25 protein-coding genes and 1 pseudogene are annotated in these 26,119 nt (G+C 58.6%); 10 read left to right on the top strand and 16 right to left on the bottom strand.

Translation table 11 applies throughout. The annotated features are described in order from the left end of the window. Positions 1 to 58 precede the first annotated feature (58 nt). Both B9Q17_RS11930 and B9Q17_RS11935 read right to left on the bottom strand, forming a co-directional pair. Positions 59 to 439: pseudogene (locus B9Q17_RS11930) on the bottom strand (transposase); the annotation flags it as partial. A 28-nt stretch (positions 440 to 467) separates the two neighbouring features. Then, entirely contained in the window at positions 468 to 1,364 is an 897-nt protein-coding gene (locus tag B9Q17_RS11935; RefSeq protein WP_004574643.1) for a cation efflux transmembrane domain-containing protein, read from the bottom strand. Positions 1,365 to 1,459: 95 nt separating this feature from the next. On the opposite strand from B9Q17_RS11935, the gene cadR reads away from it, so the two are divergent. Together cadR and B9Q17_RS11945 are read left to right on the top strand one after the other, a co-directional pair. Then, complete coding sequence (gene cadR / locus B9Q17_RS11940; RefSeq protein ID WP_004364961.1) at positions 1,460 to 1,867, top strand: Cd(II)/Pb(II)-responsive transcriptional regulator; 408 nt, start codon at positions 1,460 to 1,462, stop codon at positions 1,865 to 1,867. A 136-nt stretch (positions 1,868 to 2,003) separates the two neighbouring features. Next, positions 2,004 to 2,795, top strand: coding sequence for a porin (locus B9Q17_RS11945; RefSeq protein ID WP_227508389.1), 792 nt, complete (start codon positions 2,004 to 2,006; stop codon positions 2,793 to 2,795). A gap of 91 nt (positions 2,796 to 2,886) precedes the next feature. On the opposite strand, the gene B9Q17_RS11950 is transcribed toward B9Q17_RS11945, so the two are convergent. The 6 genes from B9Q17_RS11950 to B9Q17_RS11975 all read right to left on the bottom strand — a co-directional run bounded on the left by B9Q17_RS11950 (position 2,887) and on the right by B9Q17_RS11975 (position 9,152). Then, on the bottom strand, positions 2,887 to 4,011 hold the full coding sequence (locus B9Q17_RS11950) for an NAD(P)/FAD-dependent oxidoreductase (protein WP_058341904.1): 1,125 nt from the start codon (positions 4,009 to 4,011) through the stop codon (positions 2,887 to 2,889). Continuing rightward, positions 4,011 to 5,330, bottom strand: a complete 1,320-nt coding sequence (locus B9Q17_RS11955) for an SAM-dependent methyltransferase (protein WP_094625395.1) — start codon at positions 5,328 to 5,330, stop codon at positions 4,011 to 4,013. Before B9Q17_RS11955 ends, B9Q17_RS11950 begins: the two co-directional genes overlap by 1 nt. A 176-nt stretch (positions 5,331 to 5,506) precedes the next feature. Further along, the gene (locus B9Q17_RS11960) at positions 5,507 to 6,802 is read right to left on the bottom strand and encodes a TRAP transporter large permease (RefSeq protein ID WP_022988400.1); all 1,296 of its coding nucleotides are present in this window, start codon (positions 6,800 to 6,802) and stop codon (positions 5,507 to 5,509) included. After that, on the bottom strand, positions 6,799 to 7,344 hold the full coding sequence (locus B9Q17_RS11965) for a TRAP transporter small permease subunit (protein ID WP_058341901.1): 546 nt from the start codon (positions 7,342 to 7,344) through the stop codon (positions 6,799 to 6,801). The genes B9Q17_RS11960 and B9Q17_RS11965 overlap by 4 nt, the downstream gene beginning before the upstream one ends. A 105-nt stretch (positions 7,345 to 7,449) precedes the next feature. Next, positions 7,450 to 8,526, bottom strand: a complete 1,077-nt coding sequence (locus B9Q17_RS11970) for a TRAP transporter substrate-binding protein (protein ID WP_022988398.1) — start codon at positions 8,524 to 8,526, stop codon at positions 7,450 to 7,452. Positions 8,527 to 8,693: 167 nt separating this feature from the next. Then, positions 8,694 to 9,152: a hypothetical protein gene (locus tag B9Q17_RS11975; RefSeq protein WP_058341900.1), complete on the bottom strand. Its 459-nt coding sequence runs from the start codon at positions 9,150 to 9,152 to the stop codon at positions 8,694 to 8,696. 214 nt (positions 9,153 to 9,366) lie between these two features. On the opposite strand from B9Q17_RS11975, the gene B9Q17_RS11980 reads away from it, so the two are divergent. Further along, positions 9,367 to 10,434, top strand: coding sequence for a beta-N-acetylglucosaminidase domain-containing protein (locus B9Q17_RS11980; protein WP_094625396.1), 1,068 nt, complete (start codon positions 9,367 to 9,369; stop codon positions 10,432 to 10,434). Positions 10,435 to 10,439: 5 nt separating this feature from the next. Here the strand turns inward: B9Q17_RS11980 and B9Q17_RS11985 are convergent, their stop codons facing one another. Genes B9Q17_RS11985 through B9Q17_RS11995 form a run of 3 tightly spaced genes read right to left on the bottom strand, consistent with a single transcriptional unit; the run spans position 10,440 to position 12,372 of the window. Next, positions 10,440 to 11,150 carry an SIMPL domain-containing protein gene (locus B9Q17_RS11985; RefSeq protein WP_094625397.1) on the bottom strand — a complete coding sequence of 237 codons (711 nt, stop codon included), beginning with the start codon at positions 11,148 to 11,150 and terminating at the stop codon, positions 10,440 to 10,442. Between the two features lie 15 nt (positions 11,151 to 11,165). After that, on the bottom strand, positions 11,166 to 12,161 hold the full coding sequence (locus tag B9Q17_RS11990; RefSeq protein WP_244177382.1) for a ChaN family lipoprotein: 996 nt from the start codon (positions 12,159 to 12,161) through the stop codon (positions 11,166 to 11,168). 22 nt (positions 12,162 to 12,183) lie between these two features. Then, a complete protein-coding gene (locus B9Q17_RS11995; protein ID WP_022988393.1) occupies positions 12,184 to 12,372 on the bottom strand; it encodes a ribbon-helix-helix protein in 189 nt (62 codons plus the stop codon). A 100-nt stretch (positions 12,373 to 12,472) separates the two neighbouring features. Here B9Q17_RS11995 and dauA point away from each other — a divergent pair, with 100 nt between their 5' ends. Next, positions 12,473 to 14,203 (top strand): C4-dicarboxylic acid transporter DauA, encoded by a 1,731-nt coding sequence (gene dauA / locus B9Q17_RS12000; RefSeq protein ID WP_094625398.1) that lies wholly within the window; start codon positions 12,473 to 12,475, stop codon positions 14,201 to 14,203. A 44-nt stretch (positions 14,204 to 14,247) separates the two neighbouring features. Continuing rightward, a complete protein-coding gene (locus tag B9Q17_RS12005; RefSeq protein ID WP_094625399.1) occupies positions 14,248 to 16,194 on the top strand; it encodes a CASTOR/POLLUX-related putative ion channel in 1,947 nt (648 codons plus the stop codon). Positions 16,195 to 16,206: 12 nt separating this feature from the next. Here the strand turns inward: B9Q17_RS12005 and B9Q17_RS12010 are convergent, their stop codons facing one another. The 3 genes from B9Q17_RS12010 to B9Q17_RS12020 are packed head-to-tail and all read right to left on the bottom strand — an operon-like array spanning position 16,207 to position 18,429. Then, the gene (locus B9Q17_RS12010; protein WP_094625400.1) at positions 16,207 to 16,596 is read right to left on the bottom strand and encodes a CBS domain-containing protein; all 390 of its coding nucleotides are present in this window, start codon (positions 16,594 to 16,596) and stop codon (positions 16,207 to 16,209) included. 13 nt (positions 16,597 to 16,609) lie between these two features. Beyond that, positions 16,610 to 16,960: a P-II family nitrogen regulator gene (locus tag B9Q17_RS12015; protein WP_022988389.1), complete on the bottom strand. Its 351-nt coding sequence runs from the start codon at positions 16,958 to 16,960 to the stop codon at positions 16,610 to 16,612. Continuing rightward, on the bottom strand, positions 16,957 to 18,429 hold the full coding sequence (locus B9Q17_RS12020) for a DUF1538 domain-containing protein (protein ID WP_244177383.1): 1,473 nt from the start codon (positions 18,427 to 18,429) through the stop codon (positions 16,957 to 16,959). Before B9Q17_RS12020 ends, B9Q17_RS12015 begins: the two co-directional genes overlap by 4 nt. Positions 18,430 to 18,772: 343 nt before the next feature. On the opposite strand from B9Q17_RS12020, the gene B9Q17_RS12025 reads away from it, so the two are divergent. The 5 genes from B9Q17_RS12025 (at position 18,773) to B9Q17_RS12045 (ending at position 23,372) form a co-directional block, all read left to right on the top strand. After that, positions 18,773 to 20,365, top strand: coding sequence for an isocitrate lyase (locus B9Q17_RS12025; protein WP_094625402.1), 1,593 nt, complete (start codon positions 18,773 to 18,775; stop codon positions 20,363 to 20,365). A gap of 384 nt (positions 20,366 to 20,749) precedes the next feature. Beyond that, positions 20,750 to 21,796, top strand: coding sequence for a hypothetical protein (locus B9Q17_RS12030; RefSeq protein WP_094625403.1), 1,047 nt, complete (start codon positions 20,750 to 20,752; stop codon positions 21,794 to 21,796). Positions 21,797 to 21,848: 52 nt separating this feature from the next. Further along, a complete protein-coding gene (locus B9Q17_RS12035) occupies positions 21,849 to 22,187 on the top strand; it encodes a hypothetical protein (protein WP_094625404.1) in 339 nt (112 codons plus the stop codon). Between the two features lie 14 nt (positions 22,188 to 22,201). Beyond that, positions 22,202 to 22,894 (top strand): C39 family peptidase, encoded by a 693-nt coding sequence (locus B9Q17_RS12040; RefSeq protein WP_094625405.1) that lies wholly within the window; start codon positions 22,202 to 22,204, stop codon positions 22,892 to 22,894. A gap of 4 nt (positions 22,895 to 22,898) precedes the next feature. Continuing rightward, positions 22,899 to 23,372, top strand: coding sequence for a hypothetical protein (locus tag B9Q17_RS12045; protein WP_094625406.1), 474 nt, complete (start codon positions 22,899 to 22,901; stop codon positions 23,370 to 23,372). A 7-nt stretch (positions 23,373 to 23,379) separates the two neighbouring features. Here B9Q17_RS12045 and B9Q17_RS12050 read toward each other — a convergent pair whose 3' ends face one another. Further along, complete coding sequence (locus B9Q17_RS12050; RefSeq protein ID WP_094625407.1) at positions 23,380 to 24,486, bottom strand: transporter; 1,107 nt, start codon at positions 24,484 to 24,486, stop codon at positions 23,380 to 23,382. Further along, complete coding sequence (locus B9Q17_RS12055) at positions 24,483 to 25,871, bottom strand: sigma-54-dependent transcriptional regulator (protein WP_094625408.1); 1,389 nt, start codon at positions 25,869 to 25,871, stop codon at positions 24,483 to 24,485. The genes B9Q17_RS12050 and B9Q17_RS12055 overlap by 4 nt, the downstream gene beginning before the upstream one ends. Between the last annotated feature and the right edge of the window lie 248 nt (positions 25,872 to 26,119).

Raw genomic sequence — 26,119 nt, forward strand, 5'->3', positions numbered from 1 at the left:
GGGTATACGGATTTAATGGTTGATGGGGCACCTTCACCCCATCAATCTGATACCACCCTCAGATGGTTGATAGATCGACTCCGTAGTTGAGTTCCTCTGCGAAGTCCGGCAGTCCGTAACCGATGGTTTTCTTGTAGAAAGGAGAGACCTTCGCAGTCGGTGCCTTTTTCTTGTGCTTCGTGGTGTAGAGCATTCGTGCCCGCATCACCTCGAAGGAGTAACCGCGCCCTTCACGGTTCTTGTCCTTGGCCAGTCGGTTGATGGACTCCGTGTAAGCGTTGGTGACGGGCATGTCCGTCTCGAAGTAGGTCATGGTCTCTTCGCGCCAGTTTCCCACTGCCCTGACCAGATCGCTCCAGACTTCCTTTTGGCCCTTCGGGATGGTGGCTATCCACTCGTCCAGGGCGGCTTCTGCCTGGAGCCGTGTGGTGGCGTCCCAAGAGCTTTTTGCCAATAATGAGCATTATTTAACCCTTCAACGCCAAAATGCGTCTGGCACCGTTAAGTACAATGCCCCCCGCGATGGTGCCGATAATCAGATCCGGATAATTGGAACCGGTCCACGCGACCAGGGCGCCGGCGGTGATGACCCCCAGGTTGATCACCACGTCGTTGGCCGAGAATATCCAGCTTGCCTTCATGTGCGCCCCGCCTTCCCGATGTTTGGATATGAGCAGCAGACAACTGGTATTGGCAATCAATGCGACGAATGCGATAGCCATCATCACCAGCGATTCAGGCTCACTACCGAATACAAAGCGTCTCACCACCTCTACGAGCACGCCCACAGCCAAGATCAGTTGCAGTACACCAGCAAGATGCGCGGCACGTACCTGCATTTTCACGCTATGTCCAACCGCATAAAGGGCAAGCCCGTACACCGCCGCATCGGCAAAATTGTCCAGGGATTCTCCAATCAGGCCGGTGGACTGGGCGATCAGACCGGCAGTCATTTCCACCACGAACAGAAGTGCATTGATGCCGAGCAACCAGCGCAGGGTCCCGGATTCTTGCTTAGCAGAAGCTGCCGAAAACTCGGCGGCCTTGATGGTCTCCGGATTTGCAGCGACGGTTTCCTGAAGCGAGGCGCCTAGCCCCAAGGTCTTCAGTTTCGAGGTGACGGGCTCGACCTCGCCGTCATGCACGACCTTCAGCCGGCGGTTCGACAAGTCGAAGGACAGCGCCCGAATCTCCTCAAAGCCGTTCAGGGCTAGGCGAATCATTCGTTCTTCTGATGGACAGTCCATCTTCGGCACGGCATAAACACTGACCCATCTCCCTGGCGCCTCGGAGGAGGCCTGTATATCGGTATCCGCTGCGGACGTTGCATCACCGCCACAGGCGCCACCACAGGATTTGCTCATGATACGACTCCACTTGAACAATGTTGTGGTACCATTTAAAACTATAAAGCTACTATAAGGTCAATAGAGTAAAGAATCCGTTGGGGAGGAGGCTGATGCGCATTGGTCAGTTGGCGCAGTTGGTAGGGGTCGAAACACAGACGATCCGCTTCTATGAACAGCAGGGCTTGTTGCCGCCGCCTGATCGGCAGGACAACGGTTACCGTGTCTATACCGAGAAGCATGGTGAGGGGCTGGCCTTCATCCGTCGCTGCAGAATCCTGGGCCTGTCACTGGCTGAGATTCACGAACTACAGAGCTATCAGGACGACCCTCATCAGCCTTGTACCGCCGTCAACGCCTTGCTCGATGATCACATCTCTCATGTGCGGTCGCAGATAACCGCTCTGCAAGCGCTTGAGAAACAACTCGTTTCACTGAGAGCGAGTTGCAACGATGACCGGGAAGTTGAGGCGTGTGGGGTTCTTGCTGGAATTAGCGAAGGAAACATGCACCAGCAGTAGGTGAAGCATCAACCAGATAATCCGATGAGATGCCGGTCTGTCTCACTCTCATGCAAAGGTAAGATCAACCATTTAATCCGCTTACCCGAAAATTGGTGACAACAAAAATGAATATGTTGATTTCGACGACCTGGAAATCAAAAACTACGTAAGCTATGAGCTCGGCAATAACATGAAAGCCTTTGGCCGTCTGGATCTTGACTTTAAAGATCACGCCAATGGTAATGAAGAAGAAATTGCCGGTGACAATTACGCGTCAACAGATGAGCCGATTGAAGAGGCATATGTTGGTATCCAGTACGGCGTAACCTCTTTCTCCTTCGGTAAGCAGAACTTCGCTTCTGACGAATTCGGCATCGAAGAAGCCTATGAAGCACCGCTGGACGAAGATCAGTTTGATGCGGTAGACACAGACGGCGATGACACCTTCCGCGTAGACGTAGAACTGGATCAGGTATACCTGGTTGCAAGCTACGAGCTGGAAGCCGAAGACAAAGATGGCATCACCGGTGAATTCTTCGATCTGTTCGCTGCTACCGAAATCGCTGGTCTGGAACTGGCTGCCGCTTTCCAGCAGCACACTCCGATTGGTGGTGATTCCCTGGACACCTGGGGTCTGAGCGCCGGTTACGACTTTGGCATGTTTGGCCTGGCCGCTGACTACAGTGTCACCGACGACAGCAACACAGATCGCGAAACCACCCTGTATAACGTTGCTGCTACCATCGACGTCACCAGCACTACCGGCGTTGCAATCGGTATGCAGAACCAGGAAGAGGACAACGAAGAAGACGTAACTGGCTGGTACGCTAACGTGACTTATAAGTTCCCGGAAGCCAAGAACGTAAGCGTGTTTGCTGAAATTGCTGACACTGATGAAGACGACACCGACATGGGCTTCCTGGCCGGCATGCGCGTGAAGTTCTAAGCACTACCTCCAAAGCACCAACCACAGTCATACCCACGGTTGGCGCATGGAAAAACAAAGGCCGGGCAGCAATGCCCGGCCTTTGTGCATCTCACACCGCCACATCCAGTGGCGGCACCTGCTGGTGTAAAAACCATTTCTCTGTCACCACCTTCCGTGTAAACCAGTGTGAGCGCATCAGCGTGCTGGCAATGGGTTGCTTGAGCCATTCCGGCAAGTCAAAACCATGTTCCTGCTCAGACGCCCGATTGCCAAAGCGGGCCGCGATCTGTTCGCCGTAGGGCTGCAGGGAAACCGCAGAATAATCCGGGGCTTCCTGTATCACTTTCGCAGCCATCAGGGCCGATTCGATGGCCGGGCGGATGCCTTCGCCGCTCTGGGTGTAGGCCAGCCCTGCGGCATCACCGATCAGCAACACGCCATCGTCCAGCAGCGGGCGGTCGGCGTGGGCATACAGCAGGTAGGCGTGACCCTTGAACCGGCCGGGCAGGTCGGCGGGAATGCGCCCGGCTTGTTTCATATCTTCTACAAAGGCTTCCAGGTGATCCGTCAGTCGGTGATTGTCTTCCCGGCCCAGGCCGATGTTCAGGTAGCTGCCTTTGCGGAATACCCAGGCATAGCCCTTGAGATCGCGGCAGAACCAGAGCTCCGGCGTGTCGCCCCGGGCTTCGCAGGCGCGGGCCTGTTCCGGTGTCATCTCGAACTCTACTTCCTTGGCCGCAACCACGGTTTCATGCTTGCCGGGGCCGTTGCCCAGCTGCCGGGCCACAGGGCAGAAGTGACCGCCGGCGCCCACCAGTAACGGCGCCTGCCATTGTTCGTTGATCACCCAGTTGCCGCTGTCACGGGTGATGGATTTTACCGGCGTACCCAGCTGTTTGGTGCAGGACACCCGGCCAAGCAGGTAGTCATCAAACTCGCAGCGGCGGATGCCGTAACTGACCACTTCACCGTGGTTGTTCTCCACCGCGTCCTGGCCCATCATGCCGATGCGGAAGCGGCGAATGGGTTGCAGGGTGCGGCCATTGCCATACTCGTTGGCATCAATATCCAAGCTTGCCAGTACCGCGGGGGTTACCCAGCCTGCGCAGGTTTTATCCCGGGGGAATTCGGCCTTGTCGATAATCAGCACCTGCTTGCCCGCGCCCTCCAGCGCCCGGGCCAGGGTAGCGCCGGCGGGGCCGGCGCCGACAATGATCACATCGTAGTAATCCATCAAATGCCCTCCGGTGTGGCTGGGAAGGTATAAAGATCCTGCCGGCTCCGGGGCAGCTGATTGTTATCGCCGTGGGTGAATACCACCTGGAACAGCTGCAATGAGCCGGCCCGGAAGGCGGCAATGGAGCCGGCCAGGTACAGCCGCCATGCCCGGGTGAAGTGCTCGTCGTACATCTCCGTTACCTTGTCCTGGTTGGCGGTGAAATTGTCCATCCAGTGGCTCAGGGTCTGGGCGTAGTGCAGGCGCAGGTTCTCCACATCCAGCACCGAGAAATCGCCGTGTTCGCAGAGTTCCATAAACTCGCCAATGCTGGGCGGGTAGGCGCCCGGGAAAATCCGTTTCTCGATCCAGGCGTTCATCAGCATCGGCCGGTTACGCCCGATACTGTGCAGCAGGGCAATGCCATCGGGTTTGAGGGAGCGTTTGATCAGTTCCGACAGGGCCGGGTAGTTGTCCTTGCCCACATGCTCCAGCATGCCGATGGAGACGAAGGCATCGTACTGGCCCTCAATGTTGCGGTAGTCGTCTTCCACATAGGTGACCAGGTTATCCAGGCCCTGCCGCTCTGCCTCGGCCCGGGCATAGGCCAGTTGCTCCCGGGAAATGTTGTAGGCATGCACGGTTACCCCGTAATTGCGGGCCATATAACGGGCAAGGCCGCCCCAGCCGCAACCGGCTTCCACCACGGTCATGCCCGGTTTCAGGCGCAGTTTGCGGCACACATGTTCCAGCTTGGCCAGTTGGGCCTGTTCCAGGGTATTGTCTGCCTGCTCGTAATAGGCGCAGGTGTACTGCATTTCTGCCTTATCCAGCCAGAGCCGGTAGAACTCGTTGCCCAGATCGTAGTGGTGGTGGATGTTTTCCCTGGCTTCGGAAATCCCGGTAGGCCGGGGGTTGTGGTTGCGCCAAAGTGCATCCAGCCATTTCGGCCACTTCTGCCGCGCCGCATGAACCGCCCGGTACATGGCCTCCATAAGATCCGGCAGGTCGCCGTCTACTTCCAGTCGGCCGGCGCTGTACAGGTCTCCGAACGCCAGGTTGGGATTGGCCACCAGTGAATACAGGGCTTTGGGATCGGCCAGGCTCAGGGTGAACCGGGCGGGTTGCTGTTCCGGTTCGATGGTCTCGCCGTTCCACAGGCGGAAGCGCACCGGTGGCGAACCGGCCATACGCATCAGCTTGGCCACCAGCCAGCGCTCGTAGCTGTGGGGTTCCCGGTCGGTCTGGCTGTTTTCGAGGGGCAGGGTCAGTACATGGCCCTGGCCTCTTGGGTCGCTTCCGGAATATTCCGGTTTGCGGGCGGTGTTCTGTGTCACGGCAGGCTCTCCCTTTGTTCTCTGTACTCCTGTGCGGTCCCGAAATCAGGCTGAGAGTCGCGTTTCTGATTCAGTATAGAAAATGATCAGGATTTGTCAGGTATTGGCGAAAACGGAGGGTAAACCGGGGCGAAAACCGGGATCGGGCGGGTGCCCGATCCCGGAAGGTACAAGTCTTAGTAAGTAGCGCTCATGCCAAACCATTCGGGGAATATGATGATCATCGCCAGCACCAGGATCTGGAGCAGGATGAACGGCAGTATGCCCTTGTAGATATCGGTGGTTTTGACGTTTGGTGGCGCCACCCCTTTCAGGTAGAACAGGGCGAAGCCGAACGGTGGCGTCAGGAAGCTGGTTTGCAGGTTCATGGCCACCAGGATGGCGAACCAGAGCATGTTGATGCCCAGGGCTTCGGCCACCGGCGCCAGGATCGGCACGATGATGAACGAAATCTCCACGAAGTCGATAAAGAAGCCCAGAACCAGGATCACCAGCATGGCCAGGATGATGAAGCCCCACTGTTCGCCCGGCAGCATCAGCAGCCATTCTTCCAGAAGGTAGTCGCCGCCGGTGTAGCTGAACACCATGGAGAAGGCGGTGGCACCGATCAGGATGGCGAACACCATGGCGGTTACGCTGACGGTATCCCTGGCCGCATCCCACACCATCTTGAACGAGAACTGGCGATAGATGATGGCCAGGACCACCGCACCCACACCACCCAGTGCGGACGATTCGGTGGGGGTGGCAATGCCGGTAAAGATCGAGCCAAGCACCACCACAATCAGTGCCAGCGGCGGGATAATCGCGAGCAACGCATCGCGTATTTCCTTGCCACGGCTGATGCTGTCATCCGGCGGCATGGCCGGCGCTGTCTGGGGCTTGAGGCGGGTGATCACCAGGATGTAGATAATGTACAGGCCGATCAGAACGATGCCGGGCATCACTGCGGCCTTGAACAGGTCGCCCACCGGCAGGCCCAGCACATCCCCCAGAATGATCAGGATAATGGACGGCGGCACAATCTGGCCCAGGGTGCCAGACGCACAGATAGTACCGGTGGCCAGGCGCTTGTCGTAGTTATGGGCCAGCATCACCGGCAGGGAGATCAGGCCCATGGCCACCACACTGGCGCCGACCACACCGGTGGACGCAGCCAGCAATGCGCCCACCAGGATGGTGGAGATAGCCAGGCCGCCCGGCAGGCCGCCAAACAGCCGGCCCATGGACGTGAGCAGCTGCTCGGCCAGCCTGGTGCGCTGCAGCACCACGCCCATGAAGATAAACAGGGGTACGGCCATCAAGACGGTGTTCTGCATCACACTCATGATGCGGTAGGGCATGAACGCGAACAGATCCATGCCTTCAGCGAAGATGCCAAAGAACAGCGCCACGCCACCGAAGGTGAAAGCCACCGGGAAACCCAGCATCAGCATGACCAGTGCCACGCCGAACATAATCATGCCGATCATGCCAGACCTCCCGCACTGTGCTCGCCTTCGTATTCTTTATCACCTGCCATCACCCTCAGGGCGTAGGTGGCCATGTTCAGGCCGGCGGTCGCCATAAACACGGCAGAGAAAGGAATCACGGCCTTGATAATCCAGCGGTGTGGCAAGCCGCCCGGGTCGCCGCTGCCTTCACCCATCTGGTAGGCGTCCTGGGCAAAGCTGTAACCGTAGAAGCCGATCAGGTAGGCGAAGGGCACAACAAAGATCAGGGCGCCAATCAGGTTCACCCAGGCTTTGCGCTTCTGGCTCCAGTTGGTGTAGAACACGTCTACCCGAACGTGGCTGTCTGTGCGCAGGGCATAGGGAATGCCCAGCAGGAACACCACCGAATACAGGTGCCATTCCATTTCCTGCATGGCGATGGAGACGTCGTTAAACACATACCTTGTGAGCACGTCGTAGAACACGTTGGCGGCCATCAGGATCATGGCAATGCACGCCACCCAGCCACACACTTTCGAGACCCAGGCCAGGCCCTCGTCCAGTTTTATTATCCAGCGCATCTGTACATCGTCCTCCGCAGAGCGGATTTTCTGTTCTGATTAGAAAGCAAAAAGCCGGGACCTCTCCAAGAGCGATCCCGGCTCTGTTGCTGCATGGCGCCCAGTTTACTCGACTTCCGCCATGGTGTTGAGATAGGCCCTTTCGGAAATATCCGTGTAAGCCCGGCTCTGCTCCTGGTAGCTCAGCTGGGAATCAATGATCTTCTTGGCGATTGCACTGTCTTCCGCCGCTTCTGTCAGCAGTTTTTTGTTGGCATCGTACATGGCCTGGAAGATGTCTTCCGGGAACTGTTTGATCTGTACGTTCGGGTAGTCTTGCTTGATGTTGGCCCAGGCCTTGGCGTTTTCATGCTGGGAATGTACCAGCATGTCGTAGGAAGCGGTGCGCATGGCTACCCGCATGATTTCCTGCAGGTCTGCCGGCAGGCGTTCCCATACACGCTTGTTGACCAGGAACTGCAGCTCGGTGGCCGGCTCGTGCCAACCGGTGTAGTAGTAATCGGCGATCTGCTGGAAGCCAAGACGCAGATCCAGGGCCGGACCTACCCACTCAACGGCATCAATGGTGTTGCGCTCAAGGGCTGTGTACAGCTCGCCCGGGGCGATGTTGGTGGGGTTAACACCCACCTCGGCGAAGACTTCGCCGGCAAAGCCCGGGATGCGCATTTTCAGACCTTGCAGGTCTTCCAGCGACTTGATTTCCTTGCGGAACCAGCCGCCCATCTGCACACCGGTGTTGCCGCCGGGGAACGACAGCATGTTGTGGGGCTCATACACTTCCTGCATCAGCTCCATGCCGCCGCCGTGGTAGAACCAGGCGTACTGTTCCATGGCGTTCATGCCGAACGGCATGCTGGTGAAGAACAGGGTTTCCGGAACCTTGCCTTTCCAGTAGTAGGAGGCAGAGTGGCCCATGTCGTACTGGCCTGCCTTGACCATATCGAACACGCCCAGCGGCGCTTTGTGCTTGTTGGCGGAGTCGATGCGGATGGTCAGCCGGCCGTCAGACATTTTCTCGACGGTTTCGGCAAAACGCTTGGTTGTGTCACCGAAAATGGGAAAGTTGGGGCCCCAGGTTTCGGCCAGTTTCAGGGTGAATTTGTCTTGTGCCAGCGCCTGTGTGGCGGCAAATGTCGTTGCCACAGCCAGTACAGCCGCGGATAGAACAGAACGGATCTTCATTGCTCTTCTAACCTCTGATGTTGTTGTAATTGTCTTTGGCTCAGAGCCAGCCGCTTTTTGGGTGACCGGCTTGTTCTTGCAGTCTAGTTCACAAACACAATGGTTGTGCTATGCAGTTGCTCGAATTAAGACATATGTCTAAGGCCTCGGAGCTATACGAACGGTTTTCACAAATCGTTCATCCGGCCGATCTGGCTGGCCAGGCGCATGGCTTCATGTTCTTCCAGCGATTTCAGGTCTTCCAGCAGAGACTTGGCTTCGGGGATCTCTGCCTTGCCGATCAGGCTGTCGTAGAGTGCCATGACCTGGTCATGAAAATCAAAGATCTCCCGGGCAATGCCGGCGAAGTCCAGCGCTGAGTAATCGGTGCTGCAGGTCCGGTTTTTTTCGATGGGTTTGTGCACCCCGTAATCGTAAAGCCGGGTTTGCATGGCTTTCGGATCGGCCTGGTTTTCATATTCGGCCACCGCCTTTTCCAGCAGGGTCTCGTGGCTGCTGATGTAATCCAGCAGGGCACTGGCCCGCTCGTCTTTATGCTGGCCGGCCGATTCGTGCAGGCAACGCGCCAGGTGGGCGTGCAGTTGCCGGGTCCAGTCGATCAGGTCTGCGAAGGTTTTGATTTCCATACGGCATATCTCCGGTCAGAATGGCTGTTGAAATGTCGGTTTGTCTGTAAGTCTAGACAATATTCTCTGCCTGCCATGCCCTTTGCCTGTTGATCGGGATCATAAGCCTGATGAGTCGTAGCAATCCCTTCCGTTTCTTCCTGGTTCGCCGGGCCTGACCTGTGCCCGGGTAGGGTATATGATGATAAGAAACCTTGGTCAGGGAGCGAGTGAGATGACGGTAGAGCTGGGTATTATCGAAGGATTTTATGGCCCGGTGTGGAGCTGGGGCGAGCGGCGCCAGCTGGTTAACGCCCTGACCACCCATGGCTATGGTTTCTACCTGTACGCGCCCAAGGCCGATCCATACTTGCGCCGGCGCTGGCAGGAGCCGCATCCGCCGGAACAGGCCGAGGCGTTGGCGGATTTTGCCGGATTCTGCCGGCGCGAAGGGGTGCGTTTCGGCGTAGGGCTGAGCCCGTTCGAGGTTTTCAACAACTTCGATGACGCCGCCCGGGATGCCCTGGCGAAAAAGCTGAAAATGCTGGATCGCCTGGGTATTCAGGAGCTGGCCATCCTGTTCGACGATATGCACCCGGATACCCCGGAGCTGGCCCGAACCCAGGCCGGAATTATCCGGTGGGTGCAGGAGCACACCGCGGCTGCGAAGATCAGTGTGTGCCCCACCTACTATTCCGATGACCCGGTGCTGGACCGTGTGTTTGGCCAGCGGCCGGCAGATTACCTGGAAACCCTGGGTGCGGAGCTGGACCGCGATGTGCGGATTTTCTGGACCGGGGAGGAAGTCTGCTCCCGTGAGATTTCACCGGGGCATCTCAAGCGTATCAGCAAGTTGCTGGGCCGTAAGCCTCTGCTCTGGGATAACTATCCGGTCAACGACGGCGACCGCATGTCCCGGCATTTACACCTGCGCGGATTTACCGGCCGCCCTGCGGGCAACGCCGCCTATCTTTCAGGCCACGCCATCAACCCTGCGCTGCAACCGGTGCTCACCAGTATTCCGGCCATTACCCTGGCGGAATCCTATCGTCAGGGGCCGGACTACCAGTATGGCCAGGCGTTTTTGCACGCGGCAAGGGAGGTGTTGGGGCTGGAGCTGGCGGAGCAGCTGCACAAAGACTTGCTGGTGCTGCAGGACACCGGGCTGGCGCGCATCAGCGATGAGAAAAAACAGGCGCTGATGCACACCTACGATGCCTTTGATCACCCGGCTGCCCACGAAATTCTGCGTTGGCTGGCCGGGGATTACCAGGTTACCGACGAAATGGTGGCCACCCAGTAACCCGGTTACTCCAGGTAGTAGTCGAAGGTAGAGACTACACGCACGGTTTTTAACGGCTGCTGTTGTTCCGAAACCCCCGGGGCCTGGTCCCGGGCGAGGATCTGGAAAATCCCCTGATTGGCCCGTCGCAAGCCGCCGAGCTCCGCATCGGCATCCCGGGCAAATTGCTGGGCGGATTCCCGGGCGGCAACGGTGGCTTCGGCGATCATTTGCGGCTTGATATCGTTCAGGCCACTGAACAAATAGGTGGGGCCGCCGGGGCCGTAGTCCGACGACAGCACCACACCGGAATCCACCAGTTCGCTCACGTTCTGTGCCGCCTGGCGGATACGGTCTATGTCGGTGCTGCGCACCATCAGGGTCTGGTTGATGATGTACTGCTGCTCGTTGTTGTTGCCGGAGTATGGATTGGCGCGAGTATCGGTAACATCCAGCCACTGCAGTTCAACCGACGACTCCTCAATCGCCTGCAGTTTCAGAAAGGCCATGATGGCTTCGCGACTGCTGCGGGTTTTGTTCTGGGCTTCGTCCAGCGTGCTGCCGGTGGCGACAAAGCGGATTGGCCACAATGCAAGGTCTGCCTGCACCTCCCGTTCCGCCACGCCCTTGACCGTCACGTAGCGGTCGGCCGTGCGCAGCCCCATCAGTCCTTCGCTGAGCAGAGACGCGGCAAAAATGGCACACAGGCCGATGATCAGGGCAGAGACAACTTTCATGCTTACTCCTTGTGATTAATCACAGTTGGTCGTGGTGCGCTGGCCGAACCGGGCCTGCATGGCCTCTCGCTCCCGTTCCGGGTCTCGGAATTCCCGGGGCATGGGCTGGATAAAGTACAGATAGTCGCCTTTGTGGCGGTGCTTTGCCAGCGGCATGTCTGCTTCGTTGGCCGGCCATTCGACAGGCGAGATTACCGTGATATCCAGTTCCGGTGCACGTTGTTCCAGCACCGCCACGGTACCAAGGCGCTGCTCGCTGTGGAAGGTGCCGGTGGTATGCACCAGTTGATGCCCGGGCCGGTTGCGGAGCGCTTCCACCATCCGGTGCGCCATGGTGTTATCCCGGAGCAGTTGGGCCTGGTAGGTGTTGAGCATGCGCCCGGAGAGTTCAGCCTGTTCCGTACCATGGCTGCCGCTGATGGCGTCTATGAACTTGTCCCGATATTCCGGGGTGTCCAGGAAGGCCTGCTGCGGCAGGGCTGAGCGCTGCGCTTCCGGCAACCTGTCCAGGTAAGCCTTACCCTCCCGGCCGACACAGCGAACCGTATCCGCCGGTGCGTTGGCGGCGATCACCGGTAGCTGATGCTGGCGCGCAAATTCCACCAGCGGCCGGTAGGAGGCCTTGTAGTTGTCCCAGGCGTTGGCGTCTTCCAGCATTTCGGTTTCGCCGGTTGTGCCGGCCAGGTAGGCATCCACGGCAGCCTGGTGGTCCAGGTTGAACTGTTCCATGCTCAGGATCTGGGCGGGGTTTTGCCGGTACAGGGCTTGTTGCAGCCGGGCCTGGAGCAGGTGGGAAGCGTGGTGGCCGTGGTACTCGCCGATCACTACGATATCGGTGTCGGCCAGCTGGCGGGCCAGCTCTTCAACGGTAACCGGAGTGTCGTTCTTCGCTGCCACAACCACCGCATCGTACTGGCTGCCGGGCCGTGCCGGAATGTTGTCCGCCGGCACAGCGGCGCACCCGGTGACGGTGGCGAGTGTTAACAGGAGGCTGGCGAATAAAGGTTTCATAGGGGCTTATACGCTTTGCCGGTCAGTCGGTTTTCTGGCGGGAGTCTTCGCGCCAGTCCGGGCCCAGCCGGGCTTCCACATATTCCCGGATAAACTGCCGGACCTTCTGGGACGGCGTTACATCTTCCTCTTTGCACAGGGCTTCAAAGACCTTTTTCTTTTCCGGGTCAATCAGCAGGGTGAGGCGTGCGGTTCGGTTTTCCTTGGGCATAGGTATCAACGCTCATGCTATGTTAATCAGGTTAACATTGAATGTAATCGTAATGAGCATATAATGATAACGTCTCGTTCGCAACCAGGAGCCGCCAGCGATGTCCCACCGTGCTCATCTTTTTTCGCTCAGATTCGCCCACGCTGTCCGTGAGGCCTGTATTGACGAGCGCTACACCGGTGGCCGTTTCCTGAAAGATGCGATGGCCGGCATCACGGTCGGCATCATCGCCATTCCGCTGGCCATGGCGCTGGCCATTGCCAGTGGCGTTGCGCCCCAGTACGGGCTGTACACGGCCTTTATTGCCGGCTTTGTGATCGCCCTGTTCGGCGGCAGCCGGTTCAGTATCTCCGGCCCGACCGCGGCCTTTGTGGTTATTCTCTACCCGATTGCACAGAGCCATGGCCTGGGTGGCTTGTTGTTGGCCACCCTGATGTCCGGGGTGTTGCTGGTGATTATGGCGCTGATGCGTCTCGGGCGCTTTATCGAGTATATACCCGAGTCCGTCACTTTGGGCTTTACCGCGGGTATTGCCGTGGTGATTGCCACCCTGCAGGTGAAGGACTTTTTCGGTTTGCCAGTCGAGACCATGCCGGAGCATTACTGGGACAAACTGGCGGTGCTGGGCCAGCAATTACCGGCGCTGGATGCCATGAGCACCCTGGTGGCTCTGGCTACGCTGGCGGTCATGCTGCTCTGGCCCCGCCTGAAAACCCCGGTGCCGCCGCACCTGCCGGCGGTGGTGGTGGGTAGCCTGCTGGCGTTGTGGATGAACAGCCAGGGGGCTGCCGTTGAAACCATCGGCTCCCGTTTCAGTTACCTGCTGCCGGATGGCAGCACCGGTGCCGGTATTCCGCCGTTCCTGCCGGAATTCGCCTGGCCCTGGCAGCAGGCGGGGGCAGCCGGTGAACCGATAGGGCTGAGCTGGGAACTGTTCCGGGAGCTGATCCCGGCGGCCTTTGCCATTGCTATGCTGGGCGCCATCGAATCCCTGCTGTGCGCAGTGGTGCTTGATGGCATGACCGGCAAGCGCCACAGCGCTAACAGCGAATTAATGGGGCAGGGCATCGGTAACATTCTGGTGCCGTTCTTTGGCGGTATTACCGCCACCGCTGCCATTGCCCGTTCCGCTGCCAACTACCGGGCCGGGGCGGAATCGCCGGTGTCGGCGATGATCCATGCCCTGGTGGTGTTGCTGGCGCTGGTGTCGCTGGCCGGCATCCTGGCCTACCTGCCCATGCCCGCCATGGCTGCGTTGCTGGTGATGGTGGCCTGGAACATGAGTGAAGCACCGAAGGCGGTTCACCTTCTGAAAACCGCGCCCCGCAGCGATATCCTGGTGTTCCTGACCTGCTTTGGCCTGACCGTGGCGCTGGATATGGTGATTGCTATCACGACCGGCGTTTTGCTGGCGGCGGTGCTGTTCATGCGGGAGATGGCGCAGATGACCAAGGTGACCGATATTACCGGTAACAAGCGCATCGTACAGGCGGAGCTGCCCGAGGGCTGGCAGGTATTCAAGATCAACGGCCCGCTGTTCTTTGCGGCGGCAGACCGGGTGTTTGGCGAGCTGGCAGGCCTGTCCCGGCAGGCCAGGGGCCTGGTGCTGTATATGGACGGTGTCACCATACTGGATGCGGGCGGTTTGTCGGCCCTGAACAAGCTGATTTCCAGCTGCCGGAATACCGGCACGGAAATAGTGATTGCGGACTTGCAGTTCCAGCCTTTGCGCACGCTGGCGAGGGCTGGCGTAAAGCCGGAGCCCGGTATCAGCCGCTTTTATCCCACACTGGAAGCGGCCCTGAATGGCGTTGTTTCTGGCGAAGCCTGAAAACTGCGATAAACTGCCCCGCATAGTTGATGCAAGGGGCAGGCATGCTTCCGTTCCGGATTGTTGATCGAATCAAGTTTGTTGTTGAGCGCCAGCTGGTCAAAGGTGCCGGCTTCCAGTTACTGGTGGTGGGCGGTTTTATTGGCCTGATTTCGCTGATTGGCGGCCTGCTGGTGGTGTTGCCGCCGGCCGGTGAGTTCAAGGATGCCGGCTCCGCTATCTGGTGGGCCTTCCTTCGCCTGACCGACCCCGGCTACCTGGGGGACGATGTCGGCACCTGGCAGCGCATTGTGTCTACCCTGCTGACCATCTCCGGCTATGTGGTGTTTATGGGCACCCTGGTGGCCATCCTCACCCGCTGGCTGATTGCCAAGATGGAAGACCTGGAGCGGGGCCTGACCCCGGTTACCCTGAAAAACCATGTGGTGGTGCTGGGCTGGACAGCCCAGACCCCGCCGCTGGTGGCCGAGTTGTTTGGTTCATCCGGCCGGATGCAGCGCTTTCTGGAAAAGCACGATACCCAGAAACTTCGGCTGGTGGTGCTGGCGGAAGAAGCCAGTGCCGAACAGCTGCATGAGCTGATCAACGAGCCGGGCGTGGGCCGCCGGGCCAGGGAAGTGATCCTGCGAAGCGGTTCGGCTATTCAGCCCGAAGCCCTGCACCGGGTCGCCTGCCTGGACGCTGCGGCAGTGATTGTGCCCAGCCAGGGCCATGATGCCGGCAGCCTGGTGACCTCCGATATCGAAACCGTCAAAGCCCTGTTGTCTATCGCCGCCCAGGCCCGCCATTTCAGTTCTCCGTTGCCGTTTGTGGTGGCAGAAATCCAGGACATGCGAAAGCTCCCGGTGGTCGAGCGGGCCTATCCCGGCTCGGTCGAGGTGGTGGCCGGTGATGCCACCATTAGCCGCCTGATGGTGCAGAACGTGCTGCACCCGAACCTGTCCGAGGTTTACAACGAATTGCTGACCGCCGGTGAAGGCAACGAGATCTTTGTGCGGGGTGGCGAAACCGCCGAGGGCCTGACCCTGAGCGAGCTGGCAACGCAGCGGCCCCATGCCGTCGTGCTGGGCTTGTTGCAGCCGGCAGCCAAAGGCTGGCAGGTTAACCTGCTGGCGCCGTCAGACACGGTGATCCGTAACGAAGACCGGGTAGTGCTGATGGCCAGCGACTATGAACACACGGGGCCGGATACCAAGGTGGACCCCCTGGCTGCAGTGGAACGCATCAGCGGCTCTGTGCAGCCGAGCCGCCAGCAGGGGCCTCACCGGGTGCTGGTTCTCGGCTGGAACCGACGGGTGCCGAGCCTGGCGGCGGAGTTTGGCAGCTACGCGGGGCGACAGTTCCAGCTGGACATGGTATCGGCAACCCCGCTGGAAGAGCGTCAGCGTGAGATGTCCCGCTATGGCGTGGACCTTGAACGGATCAATGGCCGCCTGCTGGAAGCCGATTACATGGTGGAAGAAGACCTGCGCAAGCTGGCGCCGGCCAGTTACGACACCGTGATGTTGCTGAGCAGCGACCGGATAGGCTCCGGGGAAGAGGCCGATGCCCGTGCCATGGTGGGTTACCTGCAGCTGGAAGATATTCTGTCGGAATCCACCCGCCGGCCCCAGGTTATTATGGAGCTGAGTGATCCGGACAACCGCCACCTGTTGTATGGCCATCAAAGTGAAATGCTGATCAGCCCGATGATTCTGAGCCACGTCCTGGCCCAGGTGGCTTTACGAAGGGAATTGCGGGTGGTGCTCGACGAGCTGTTCACGGCCGGCGGCGCCGAGATCCAGTTCCGTGATCCCCACGACTACCCGCTGCCGGCCAGCGCGACCTTCCAGTTACTGGAGAAAACAGTCGCGGCCCGGGGCGAGATTGCGCTGGGTGTATTCAGGGCCCGGGCCGATGAGCGGGGGCGCCACCTGGTCATGAACCCGCCCCGTAAACAGTACCTGGACCTGCAGGAGGGAGACCAGTTGCTGGTGATGTGCCAGACCTGAGGCTGGCCCGGTTCAGTCGATGGTATCGAGCAGGGCATCCATGATGTCGTCCATCACCACAAAGCCGCACATTTCGTTGTCTTTCAGTACCAGCAGTCGCTTGACCCGATACTCGGACATCAGGGTGGCGGCATGCTTCAAGGCGAGGTTTTCGCCCACGCTGATCACCGGCTTGGCGCAGACATCGTAGACATTCAGCAGGTCGATATCGCCATCCTCTGCAATCACCGATTTGAGCACGTTGGTATAGGTGATCAGCCCCCAGGCATCGTGTTCGCTCTGGCGCTCGACCACCAGGGATTTCACGTTGTGGCGCTTCATCAGCGTCAGTGCCTCCCGCAGGGTTGCGAAGGGCGAGATCTTGATGATGTCGGTGACCATCACATCTTTGACCAGTTTCATGAGCGCTCTCCGATCAGATTGAGTCTTTCAGGTGTTGTTCGAATTTTTCCACCTGGGCCATGTCGATGCCACCCAGGTGCTCCAGCGGAACGGTAAAGATCAGGCCCTGGGAGTCTGCCGGGTCCGGCATGATCACCTTCTGCAGGGCTTTGAGAATCTCCAGCGACAGGCCTTTTTCCAGCACCATCAGGAGCACGCTCTGGCTGCCGTCGTAGGTCAGGCCGAAGAACGTCTTCTTGGCGGTGTTGCTGATGCCGCGGCCGGTCATGACGGTAATGCCGCCGGCGCCGAGTTCGCGGGCTGCATCGATGCAGTCCTGTTCCAGGTCTTCAGGGACAATTGCTACCAGTGCAGAGAACTTCATTGGGTTTCCTTCCTGCGTTCAGATCGGTATTGGGATACGATGGCATAGGTCATCACAGTAACGATCGGGAAGATCGAGGCAAAGGCAATCAGGCCAAAACCGTCGATCAGGACATTACGGCCTTCTATGCTGCTGGCCAGTCCAATCCCCAGGGCCGTTACCAGCGGTACCGTGACTTCCGAGGTGGTCACGCCGCCAAGGTCATAGGCCAGTGCCACGATGTATCGGGGGGCGAGCAGGGTGAGCAGAATCACCAGGATATAGCCGCCCATAATGTAATAGTGAATGGAATCTCCGGTGATGATCCGGTGCACACCAATGGTGATGCCAACGGCCACCCCCACAGCTACCAACAGGCGAATGGCATTGCCGTTGAGGGCACCCGCGGCGGCTTCTTCCGCCTGCTTGCCGATGGCGATCAGTGCCGGTTCTGCCATGGTTGTGGCAAACCCGATCATCAGGGCGAAAAGGTACACGGGCGCATAGCTGTCCATGGCCATCAGTTGCTCGGCCATGCTGGTGCCGATGGGGAACAAGCCCAGTTTCAGGCCGACAACAAAGGCATACAGGCCGAGGATCACCAGCGCAAAGCCGAAGGCAATCTTCTTCGGATTGCTCAGCTTCCGGCGTAACACCAGGTACTGGAAGAACAGAACGGTGATGATGATCGGCAGCACATCCCTCAACATGCCGGCCAGGTCGAGCAGGGCCGCAATTATGCCGGACTTCGCCGGGGCTTGCGCAACCTGCGCTGTGATGGCCTCCATGGCTGCGGCCCCGGTGCCGCCGGAGTAAGCCACCATGCCGTACACCTGCACGGTGATCATGGGCACCATGACGGACAGTGCCACCAGGCCAAAGCCGTCAATCAACGGGTTCCGGCCCCGGATCGAGGCCGCCAGGCCGATGCCGAGAGCGGCGATCAGGGGCACCGTCACCACATTGGTTGTCACCCCGCCGGAGTCATAGGCCAGCCCGACAATTTCCTCCGGTGCAAACCAGGTAACAATCACCACGATGACGTAGCCGGTGATCATGAACCAGTGCAGCGGGTAGCCGAAAATGGTGCGGAAAACACCCAGGGCAACGACGAAGCCCACAGAGACCGCTACCAGTATCCTCAGGGTGAGGCCGTCAATTCGCCCCTCACTGATGGTCTGGGCCTGCTCTGCCACTGCAATCAGCGCGGGCTCGGCAATAACCGCGGAGAATCCCATGGCAAAGCCGAACGACAGCAGTATGGCCAGGGAGCCCTTGCGGGCGAACTGGTTCGACAGGCTTTTGCCCACCGGGAAAATGCTCAGCTCCAGTCCCTGTAAGAACAATGCCACGCCCACGGCAACAATTAACAGGCCGATGGCCATGCTGCCGAGGTCATCCGACACCTGCTGCAGAATAACCAGCTGGAAGAAACCGACCACCACGACGATGGGTAACAGATTTTTCAGGGCGTGTAACAACGAATGCAAAAAGGACCGGATATAAAACACGGAGAGCCCTTGTAGGTGCCAGGTGGACGCTGTGGCTGATCCAGGTCAGTCCGGTTAATCCTAGCATGGGATATGCTGGGGGTAATCAAAGAGTTCAGCCCGCGTGCAGGGGGTATTTTTCAGGCATTTAGACCTGCTGATTGGTATTCACAGAAAAAATGCCGAAAATACACCATATAAATTTCAATTATAAATTCGAAAGCACTAAAGTTACGCCCAACGTCACCACCTGCCGGGTTTGTCAGACAGGTGGTTGGCCTCGGAAGCTGCTGGCCGCAGCGTTCCGAACCTTTTGAACATAAACGTAGAAAGGATAGAGATCATGCCCTACGCACAAGACGTCGACCAAATCGCTTCCATCCTGAAGCAGAACCCGACCTGGAACGCCATCAACCCGAAGCACGCTGCCCGCATGCGCGCCCAGAACAAATTCAAGACTGGTCTGGACATCGCCAAGTACACCGCCAAGATCATGCGTGAAGACATGGCTGCGTACGATGCTGACTCTTCCCAGTACACCCAGTCTCTGGGTTGCTGGCACGGTTTCATCGGCCAGCAGAAGATGATCTCCATCAAGAAGCACTTCGGTACCACCAAGCGTCGTTACCTGTACCTGTCTGGCTGGATGGTTGCTGCCCTGCGCTCCGAGTTCGGTCCGCTGCCTGACCAGTCCATGCACGAGAAGACTGCTGTTTCCGGCCTGATCGAAGAGCTGTACACCTTCCTGCGCCAGGCTGACGCATGGGAACTGAACCACCTGTTCCGCGCCCTGGACGAAGCTGAAGAAGCTGGCGACAGCGCCAAGGCTGCTGAGCTGATCAAGCAGATCGACAACCACGAAACCCACGTTGTGCCGATCATTGCCGACATCGACGCTGGTTTCGGTAACGCCGAAGCGACCTACCTGCTGGCCAAGCAGATGATCGAAGCCGGTGCTTGCTGTATCCAGATCGAGAACCAGGTATCTGACGAGAAGCAGTGTGGCCACCAGGACGGTAAAGTAACTGTTCCGCACGCCGACTTCCTGTCCAAGATCAACGCGGTTCGCCTGGCGTTCCTGGAGCTGGGTGTAGACGACGGTGTTATCGTTGCCCGTACTGACTCCCTGGGTGCTGGCCTGACCAAGCAGATCGCTGTAACCAACGAGCCGGGTGACCTGGGCGACCAGTACAACAGCTTCCTGGACGGTGAGTACATCGACGACGCTTCCCAGATCGAGAACGGCGACGTTGTGATCAAGTCCAACGGCAAGCTGCTGAAGCCGAAGCGCCTGGCCTCTGGCCTGTTCCAGTTCAAAGCTGGCTCTGGCGAAGACCGTGTTGTTCTGGACTGTATCACCAGCCTGCAGAACGGCGCAGACATGCTGTGGATCGAAACCGAGAAGCCGCACGTTGGCCAGATCGCTGCCATGGTTAACCGCATCAAGGAAGTGGTACCCGACGCCAAGCTGGTTTACAACAACAGCCCGTCCTTCAACTGGACCCTGAACTTCCGTCAGCAGGTGTTCGATGCCATGCAGGAAGAAGGCAAAGACGTATCTGCCTACGACCGTGCCAAGCTGATGAGCGCCGAGTACGACAACACCGAGCTGGGTCAGCTGGCTGACGAGTGGTGCCGTAACTTCCAGCGTGATGCGTCCCGTGAAGCAGGTGTATTCCACCACCTGATCACTCTGCCGACGTACCACACTGCGGCTCTGTCTACCGACAACCTGGCCAAGGGCTACTTCGGTGACGAAGGCATGCTGGCCTACGTTGCTGGTGTACAGCGTCAGGAAATCCGTCAGGGCATCGCTACTGTGAAGCACCAGGACATGGCCGGTTCCAACATCGGTGATGACCACAAAGAGTTCTTCGCTGGTGAAGCGGCTCTGAAGGCCGGTGGTAAAGACAACACCATGAACCAGTTCGGTTAATCGACCGGTCCATGATGTTCCGGTGAGGGCGCAGCCCTCACCGACCACAGAAAACCCCGCATGGCTTGCGCCCTGCGGGGTTTTTGTTTTTTGACACCGGCGTTTCGGGCTATGTGACTGATTTCTGGTGCCAAGAGACTTTCTGCAGTGGTACAGAGGCGACAGGCTGTTTCAGCACTGCAACAGGTTGGAGGTCGGCTGGAAATCCGGGGATTGTACTGAGTGTCGAAAGTGGCTTTTTATTCAGTATGTTATGGGACTTGACCTGGAGTTGGCACGGTAATCGCTCTTACCGTTGTACGGATCTGGACCTTGGCTTACCCGACTACCTGAGGGACTGGGGCGGATCCCGTTAAGCCAATCCCATCAAAAGGACATGACATCATGAAAACTAAAAAAACTCTGCTGGCAGCTGCTATCGCTCTGGGCCTGGGTCTTTCCGCAGGCGCATACGCCGACCTCGGTGGTAATGGTAGCCCGAACGTGAATGCTGATGAGGGATCCGGAAACACCAATTCCGGTAACGACAACTCAACCACCAATACAACCACAACCACTGACAACACCGATAATTCAGACAACAGCAGCAGTCTGAATGATGCCTTCAAGATTTCCGACGCGGGTAACAACATGTCGGACAACTCGGATAACTCCGATAACAGCGATAATTCCGATAACAGCGACAATAGCGACAACAGCTCCAGTGTTGCTGACTCGTTCAAGATTGCCGATACCGGCAACAACATGTCGGATAATTCCGATAACAGTGATAACTCCGATAATTCGGACAACTCGGATAACTCCGACAACAGTTCCAGTGTCTCCGATTCGTTCAAGATCGCGGACACCGGCAACAACATGTCAGACAACTCCGATAATTCTGACAACTCTGATAACTCAGACAACTCGGATAACTCCGATAACTCCGATAACTCCGACAACAGCACCAGCGTGAACGACTCGTTCAAGGTTGCTGACAGCGGCAACTCGGACAATTCGGATAATTCCGATAACTCAGACAATTCGGATAACTCTGATAACTCAGACAACTCCGATAGTTCCGACAACAGCACCAGCGTGAACGATTCGTTCAAGATAGCCAGTGACAGTTCGGACAACTCCACCACCAACACTGACTCCAACAACAGCGACAGCAGTGACAACTCTGACAACAGCACTACTACGCTGAACCTGTCGATGGAAGTGTTCATGAACGACGCCGAGCTGAGTGGTTCGGTCACCGGCAGCAACGTCACCTATGGCGATGCCAATGGTGGTGGCTCCTACGTTGACACCCGGACCTCCAACGAGATCTCCGGTGGATCTGCCAACTTCACCGGTGTGGGCGCCATTGCCCAGAACGCCGGCGTTGGCAGCGTGACCCAGGCCAACGTGAGCGTGATGTCTAATCTGAGCGCAGGTGGCAACTAAGGCCATGTGGGCTGCCCATTGCGGGCAGCCCATACATGACAGGAGATGTGTCATGGCCAGAATGATCAACAGGGTACTGGTGCTTGTGCTGGCAGGATTGCCGTCACTGGCCGTTGCCCAGGACTGGGCAGGCTTTGAACCCATGGATTCGGGACAGCTCGAAGCGGCCAGCGGCCGGCAGGGCATCCCCATCCAGTGGCAGCTGAACGAGACTGAGCAGAATGCCATGGTCAGCGACAACGTATTGTCGGGAAATATTCTGACCGGTGATAACCGGATTTCTGACCAGGCGTTCCAGAACATGAGCGGTGTGGCCACGGTTATCCAGAACACCGGTAACCAGGTGGTGATCCAGGACAGCACCCAGATCAACATTCTTCTTAACCAGTAATCCGGAGGTGGGCTATGGCGATTCAGGCAAAGGTGCTGGCTGGTGCCTTGGGCTGTGCGCTCTGGTCCACCGTTTTTGCCGGTACGATTCTGGTACCCGGAACCGGTGGTGATATTCCCGTATCGGTCAGCAGTTTTCAGGACCGGCGTTTCACTGACGTGATGCGGCAGCAATACGATTTCAGTTGTGGCTCGGCGGCGCTGGCGTCTTTACTGTCGTTCCACTACGACCGCCCGGTTACCGAGCAGGAAGTGTTTGCCGATATGCTGGCCCTGGCGGATCAGGACAAGGTGCGCCAGCAAGGCTTCTCGATGCTGGATATGAAGCGTTACCTGGAGGCTGAGGGCTATCAGGCCGATGGCTTCAGAATGCCGCTGGCGGGTATCCGCGAGCAGGTACGGGTTCCGGTGATTGCGTTGGTGACCCTGGGCGGTTACCGGCACTTTGTGGTGATCAAGGGCATCAGTGATACAGAGGTGTTGGTGGGCGACCCGGCCCGGGGCCTGAAAGCCTACAGCGTGGCGGAGTTCGAGCAACATTGGGATGGCTCGGCGTTTGTAATCCGCAGCCACCTGGATCAGGGGCGGGCGGGCTTCCTGGCAAAAAATGACTGGCCGGGGCTGGCCCGGGCGCCGTTGTTCAAGGGGCTGGGAAGCCCGGCTTTGGGTCATACCCTGCCGTACTGGCCCAGTACACAGGATTGGTGAGGCTATGAAACGCAAAGCGTGCTTTCTGGTTGCCTTCTTGATGCTTGCCGGCACGGCAGGGGCGGAGCTGAAGCTGCCCGTGCAAGCCCTGCCGGATTCCGAGCTGGCGATGCTGCGTGGCGGTTTCGTGCTGGATGGCCTGGAGATTGCTATCGGCCTGGAACAGCTGGTGGCTGTGAACGGTGAAACCCTGGTGGTGAACCGGCTGAATATTCCGGACCTGAACCAGGCCATGAACAGCGACCGGTTAACCCAACAGATGCAACAGATGGAAACCGTTATGAACGTTCAGGCCACGGGTGCTGCCGGGATGTCGCTGACTTCGGCCCCGGTGGGTAATGGCGGCTGGATGACGGTACTCCAGAACAGCCTGGACAGCACCACCATCCAGCACATCCGCACCCTCAATATCGAGCTGAACAATCTGGGCGGGGCTTACCGGTTCCCGAGGGATTCCGGCTTGCCCCTGTTGCCCTGAGGCTGTCTTACAGGTTGATCGGCAGTTTCAGGGTGATTTCACTGTTCGGCGCGCTGTCTGTTACCCCCACAGCGACGGTCAGGCTCAGGGTTGTGGAGTCTGATACCCGGTGGGACAGTCCGAAGGCCAGTGAGCCCACCTGGATGCGGTCAAAGTTGGCGGCAAACAGGTCGTTGCCGAACTCCAGGGTGGTCTTGCGGATCACTGAGTGGTCATAGCCCAGGCTGAACGAGGTGCGTTCGTTGAACGCGAAGCCCATGCCGAAACCGAAGCGCACCACATCGCCGGGGTCGACCGTGCCGCCGTTCTCGAAGCCCTGGTCTTCCTCGATGGTCCACACGTAGCTCAGGTTGCCGAACAGCACGGCAGGGTCTGACGGGTAGATGAAGGATATTCCGGGTTCTACGGACCAGAAGCCGGAGCCGGTTGGGCGCTCAGCCAGTTCGAAACCAATCGGGTTGCCTTTGTTGTCGGTGAGGACTTTCTGCTCGACATCATAAGGGCCGTCCCCGGTTGGGGCCTTGGCCCGGAAGGTGCCGATCAGGTAGGGCCAGCCATCCAGGCCATCGTTCAGCTGGTAACGCAGGGAAAGCTCGACATCTCCAAGTCCGTCACCGGAGGATTCGCGGACAAAATCGACCGGTGTTCCGTCGAAAACCTCCCGCTCCCGCAAGTCTTCGTTGATGCTCAGGTATGGCACCCGAAAACCTGCCTCGAACCGGCTGGTAAAACCGTACTTCAGGGAGACCGCTCCCACGAAGATATCCCGCTGCACTTCCGAGATGTTGATCAGACCGATCAACAAGGCGGGAATCACGGTATAGCCTTCAATGGCGACCCGGGTTGCGTTGCTGTGGGCGTGGGAAAATGACGGCTCGATGGTAAACCGCCCCGGCCGGGTGACAATGCCCCGGTCTGCGGTGATTGAGGCGATATCCGTAGCTGCATCCTGGGCGCGGGCTTCTGCCTCGGCTTTAACGGTTGTTCCAACCGGTTGCTGCGGGCTGGTTCGGCTGCTGATTCCACCGGAGGTAAATTCCGGCGTTGGTGGTTCTGCGTGAGCAAGGGGTATCAGTGCGGCGGCGAGTGCCAGAGCGGACAGTTTTGTGTTCATGATCCTTCTCCGTTACCCCGGTCAGGGTTTTGGTGGGAGCTGTGGTTGGACAGATGCTGAAGTTGGTGTTTCTCCAGCAACCGGTACAGGGACACCCGTGAAATCTTCAGCAGCCGGGCGGCCGCCGAGATGTTCTGGTGCGTCAGGGAAAGACTGGTGCTGATGGCTTCCTGGTCGGCCTTGGCGCGGTAGGCCTCCAGCGAGAGCCGGTCGGGATGGCTGGTCAGCGGTGCGCCCAGCAGGCCCAGGTCTTCGGGCTCCAAACGCAGGCTCTTTGCCAGTAACATCGCCTGGCTAAGGCGGTTCTGAAGTTCTCGCAGGTTTCCAGGCCAGCTGTGCCGAGCCATGGCAATCAGCGTGGCATTGCCGATCCGGTAGTTTTTCCCGCCCCCGGTTTCCAGTATTCGGTCCACCAGGTAGGGCAGGTCTTCCAGCCGTTGCCGTAAAGGTGGCAGGGTGACGGTCAGGTTGCCCAGCCGGTAGAACACGTCTTCCCGGAACTGGTGTTGCCGGACCAGCTGGTCAAGCGGCGTATTGCAGATGGCAATAACCCGTGTGTCAACGGTGATCACCCGGTTAGAACCTACGGGTTCAATCTGGCCTTCCTGGAGAAAACGGAGAATGGCGGACTGCTGTTCCGGGGTCAGTTCGTCGGCACCGGCCAGTACCAGGGTGCCACCATCGGCGGCTTCAATCCGGCCTTTGCGGGCTTTTAGGGCGTGGGTGAAAGCGCCACGCTCATGGCCGAACAGTTCACTCTGGGTCAGCGACGGCGGGAGTGCCGCGCAGTTAACCTTGACCAGCGGCTGGTGCTGGCGGCCTGAATGCCGGTGAACAAATTCCGCTGCGGCTTCTTTGCCGGTTCCGCTTTCGCCGTAGATCAGCACCGGCTCACCGGTGGCGGCAAACCGGCGCAGCAGGCTTCGTGTGCGCCGGATGGTTTCAGACGGGCCTTCCAGCACAACGTCCTGGTAGCCGAGGTGTCCGGCGCTGTTGTCGGCCTGGTTCAGCCTGCTCATACCCCACATATGGCCCAGGCTGTTGTTCAGGCGCGGCCAGTCGGCGGGCAGGGTGTGGTAGTCCTGGCAATAATCCCTGATCAGCCGCTGTATCTCGGGTTGCTCCTTCTGGGAGGGCTGAACCAGCGCCAGCCAGCAGCGTACCGGCAACAGCTCCAGCCAGTGCCGCACACCCTCTGCCTGTTCCGGTGACAGCCCGGCCAGGTTACATACGCCGACAGGCTTGCCAACCCACCCGGGGTGCAGGGCAACCGGCGGGCTGGCGGCGTTCACAAAGGTGGCCTGCCAGTGTTTTTCGACAGGCAGGCCGGTTGTATCCTGACGGGAATCCGCTGACAGCCAGACAAGCGGTCGCTTCTGCTCCATGGTCTTTGCTCCGGCAAAGTGGCTGAACAATCGACGGCTTTTATGATCAGGGGATCTTTCGGGTACTGCTGCGGGAACTGCTATAGTCGTCCACGGCCCTGTGGCCTGCCCGGGTTCAGGGCGGCTGAATCCTCGAGCAGGTTACAAGCAGGTTTCGAACCAGTTCTGGAACCTTCCCGTGTTTCAGAGGCTTGCCGGTATGGCCCCTTAACCTGCCCGTCCGGTTTGTAAATATTGTCGACACGGAC

Source organism: Marinobacter vinifirmus (genome assembly GCF_002258215.1).
Taxonomy (GTDB): domain Bacteria; phylum Pseudomonadota; class Gammaproteobacteria; order Pseudomonadales; family Oleiphilaceae; genus Marinobacter; species Marinobacter vinifirmus.

What these genes read in the sequence shown, in the direction of transcription:
- B9Q17_RS11935 (WP_004574643.1), bottom strand. Translation starts at nt 1,364, where the DNA reads ATGAGCAAATCCTGTGGTGGCGCCTGTGGCGGTGATGCAACGTCCGCA.
- cadR (WP_004364961.1), top strand. Translation starts at nt 1,460, where the DNA reads ATGCGCATTGGTCAGTTGGCGCAGTTGGTAGGGGTCGAAACACAGACG.
- B9Q17_RS11950 (WP_058341904.1), bottom strand. Translation starts at nt 4,011, where the DNA reads ATGGATTACTACGATGTGATCATTGTCGGCGCCGGCCCCGCCGGCGCT.
- B9Q17_RS11960 (WP_022988400.1), bottom strand. Translation starts at nt 6,802, where the DNA reads ATGATCGGCATGATTATGTTCGGCGTGGCACTGGTCATGCTGATGCTG.
- B9Q17_RS11965 (WP_058341901.1), bottom strand. Translation starts at nt 7,344, where the DNA reads ATGCGCTGGATAATAAAACTGGACGAGGGCCTGGCCTGGGTCTCGAAA.
- B9Q17_RS11970 (WP_022988398.1), bottom strand. Translation starts at nt 8,526, where the DNA reads ATGAAGATCCGTTCTGTTCTATCCGCGGCTGTACTGGCTGTGGCAACG.
- B9Q17_RS11975 (WP_058341900.1), bottom strand. Translation starts at nt 9,152, where the DNA reads ATGGAAATCAAAACCTTCGCAGACCTGATCGACTGGACCCGGCAACTG.
- B9Q17_RS11980 (WP_094625396.1), top strand. Translation starts at nt 9,367, where the DNA reads ATGACGGTAGAGCTGGGTATTATCGAAGGATTTTATGGCCCGGTGTGG.
- B9Q17_RS11985 (WP_094625397.1), bottom strand. Translation starts at nt 11,150, where the DNA reads ATGAAAGTTGTCTCTGCCCTGATCATCGGCCTGTGTGCCATTTTTGCC.
- B9Q17_RS11990 (WP_244177382.1), bottom strand. Translation starts at nt 12,161, where the DNA reads ATGAAACCTTTATTCGCCAGCCTCCTGTTAACACTCGCCACCGTCACC.
- B9Q17_RS11995 (WP_022988393.1), bottom strand. Translation starts at nt 12,372, where the DNA reads ATGCCCAAGGAAAACCGAACCGCACGCCTCACCCTGCTGATTGACCCG.
- dauA (WP_094625398.1), top strand. Translation starts at nt 12,473, where the DNA reads ATGTCCCACCGTGCTCATCTTTTTTCGCTCAGATTCGCCCACGCTGTC.
- B9Q17_RS12005 (WP_094625399.1), top strand. Translation starts at nt 14,248, where the DNA reads ATGCTTCCGTTCCGGATTGTTGATCGAATCAAGTTTGTTGTTGAGCGC.
- B9Q17_RS12010 (WP_094625400.1), bottom strand. Translation starts at nt 16,596, where the DNA reads ATGAAACTGGTCAAAGATGTGATGGTCACCGACATCATCAAGATCTCG.
- B9Q17_RS12015 (WP_022988389.1), bottom strand. Translation starts at nt 16,960, where the DNA reads ATGAAGTTCTCTGCACTGGTAGCAATTGTCCCTGAAGACCTGGAACAG.
- B9Q17_RS12025 (WP_094625402.1), top strand. Translation starts at nt 18,773, where the DNA reads ATGCCCTACGCACAAGACGTCGACCAAATCGCTTCCATCCTGAAGCAG.
- B9Q17_RS12030 (WP_094625403.1), top strand. Translation starts at nt 20,750, where the DNA reads ATGAAAACTAAAAAAACTCTGCTGGCAGCTGCTATCGCTCTGGGCCTG.
- B9Q17_RS12035 (WP_094625404.1), top strand. Translation starts at nt 21,849, where the DNA reads ATGGCCAGAATGATCAACAGGGTACTGGTGCTTGTGCTGGCAGGATTG.
- B9Q17_RS12040 (WP_094625405.1), top strand. Translation starts at nt 22,202, where the DNA reads ATGGCGATTCAGGCAAAGGTGCTGGCTGGTGCCTTGGGCTGTGCGCTC.
- B9Q17_RS12045 (WP_094625406.1), top strand. Translation starts at nt 22,899, where the DNA reads ATGAAACGCAAAGCGTGCTTTCTGGTTGCCTTCTTGATGCTTGCCGGC.
- B9Q17_RS12050 (WP_094625407.1), bottom strand. Translation starts at nt 24,486, where the DNA reads ATGAACACAAAACTGTCCGCTCTGGCACTCGCCGCCGCACTGATACCC.
- B9Q17_RS12055 (WP_094625408.1), bottom strand. Translation starts at nt 25,871, where the DNA reads ATGGAGCAGAAGCGACCGCTTGTCTGGCTGTCAGCGGATTCCCGTCAG.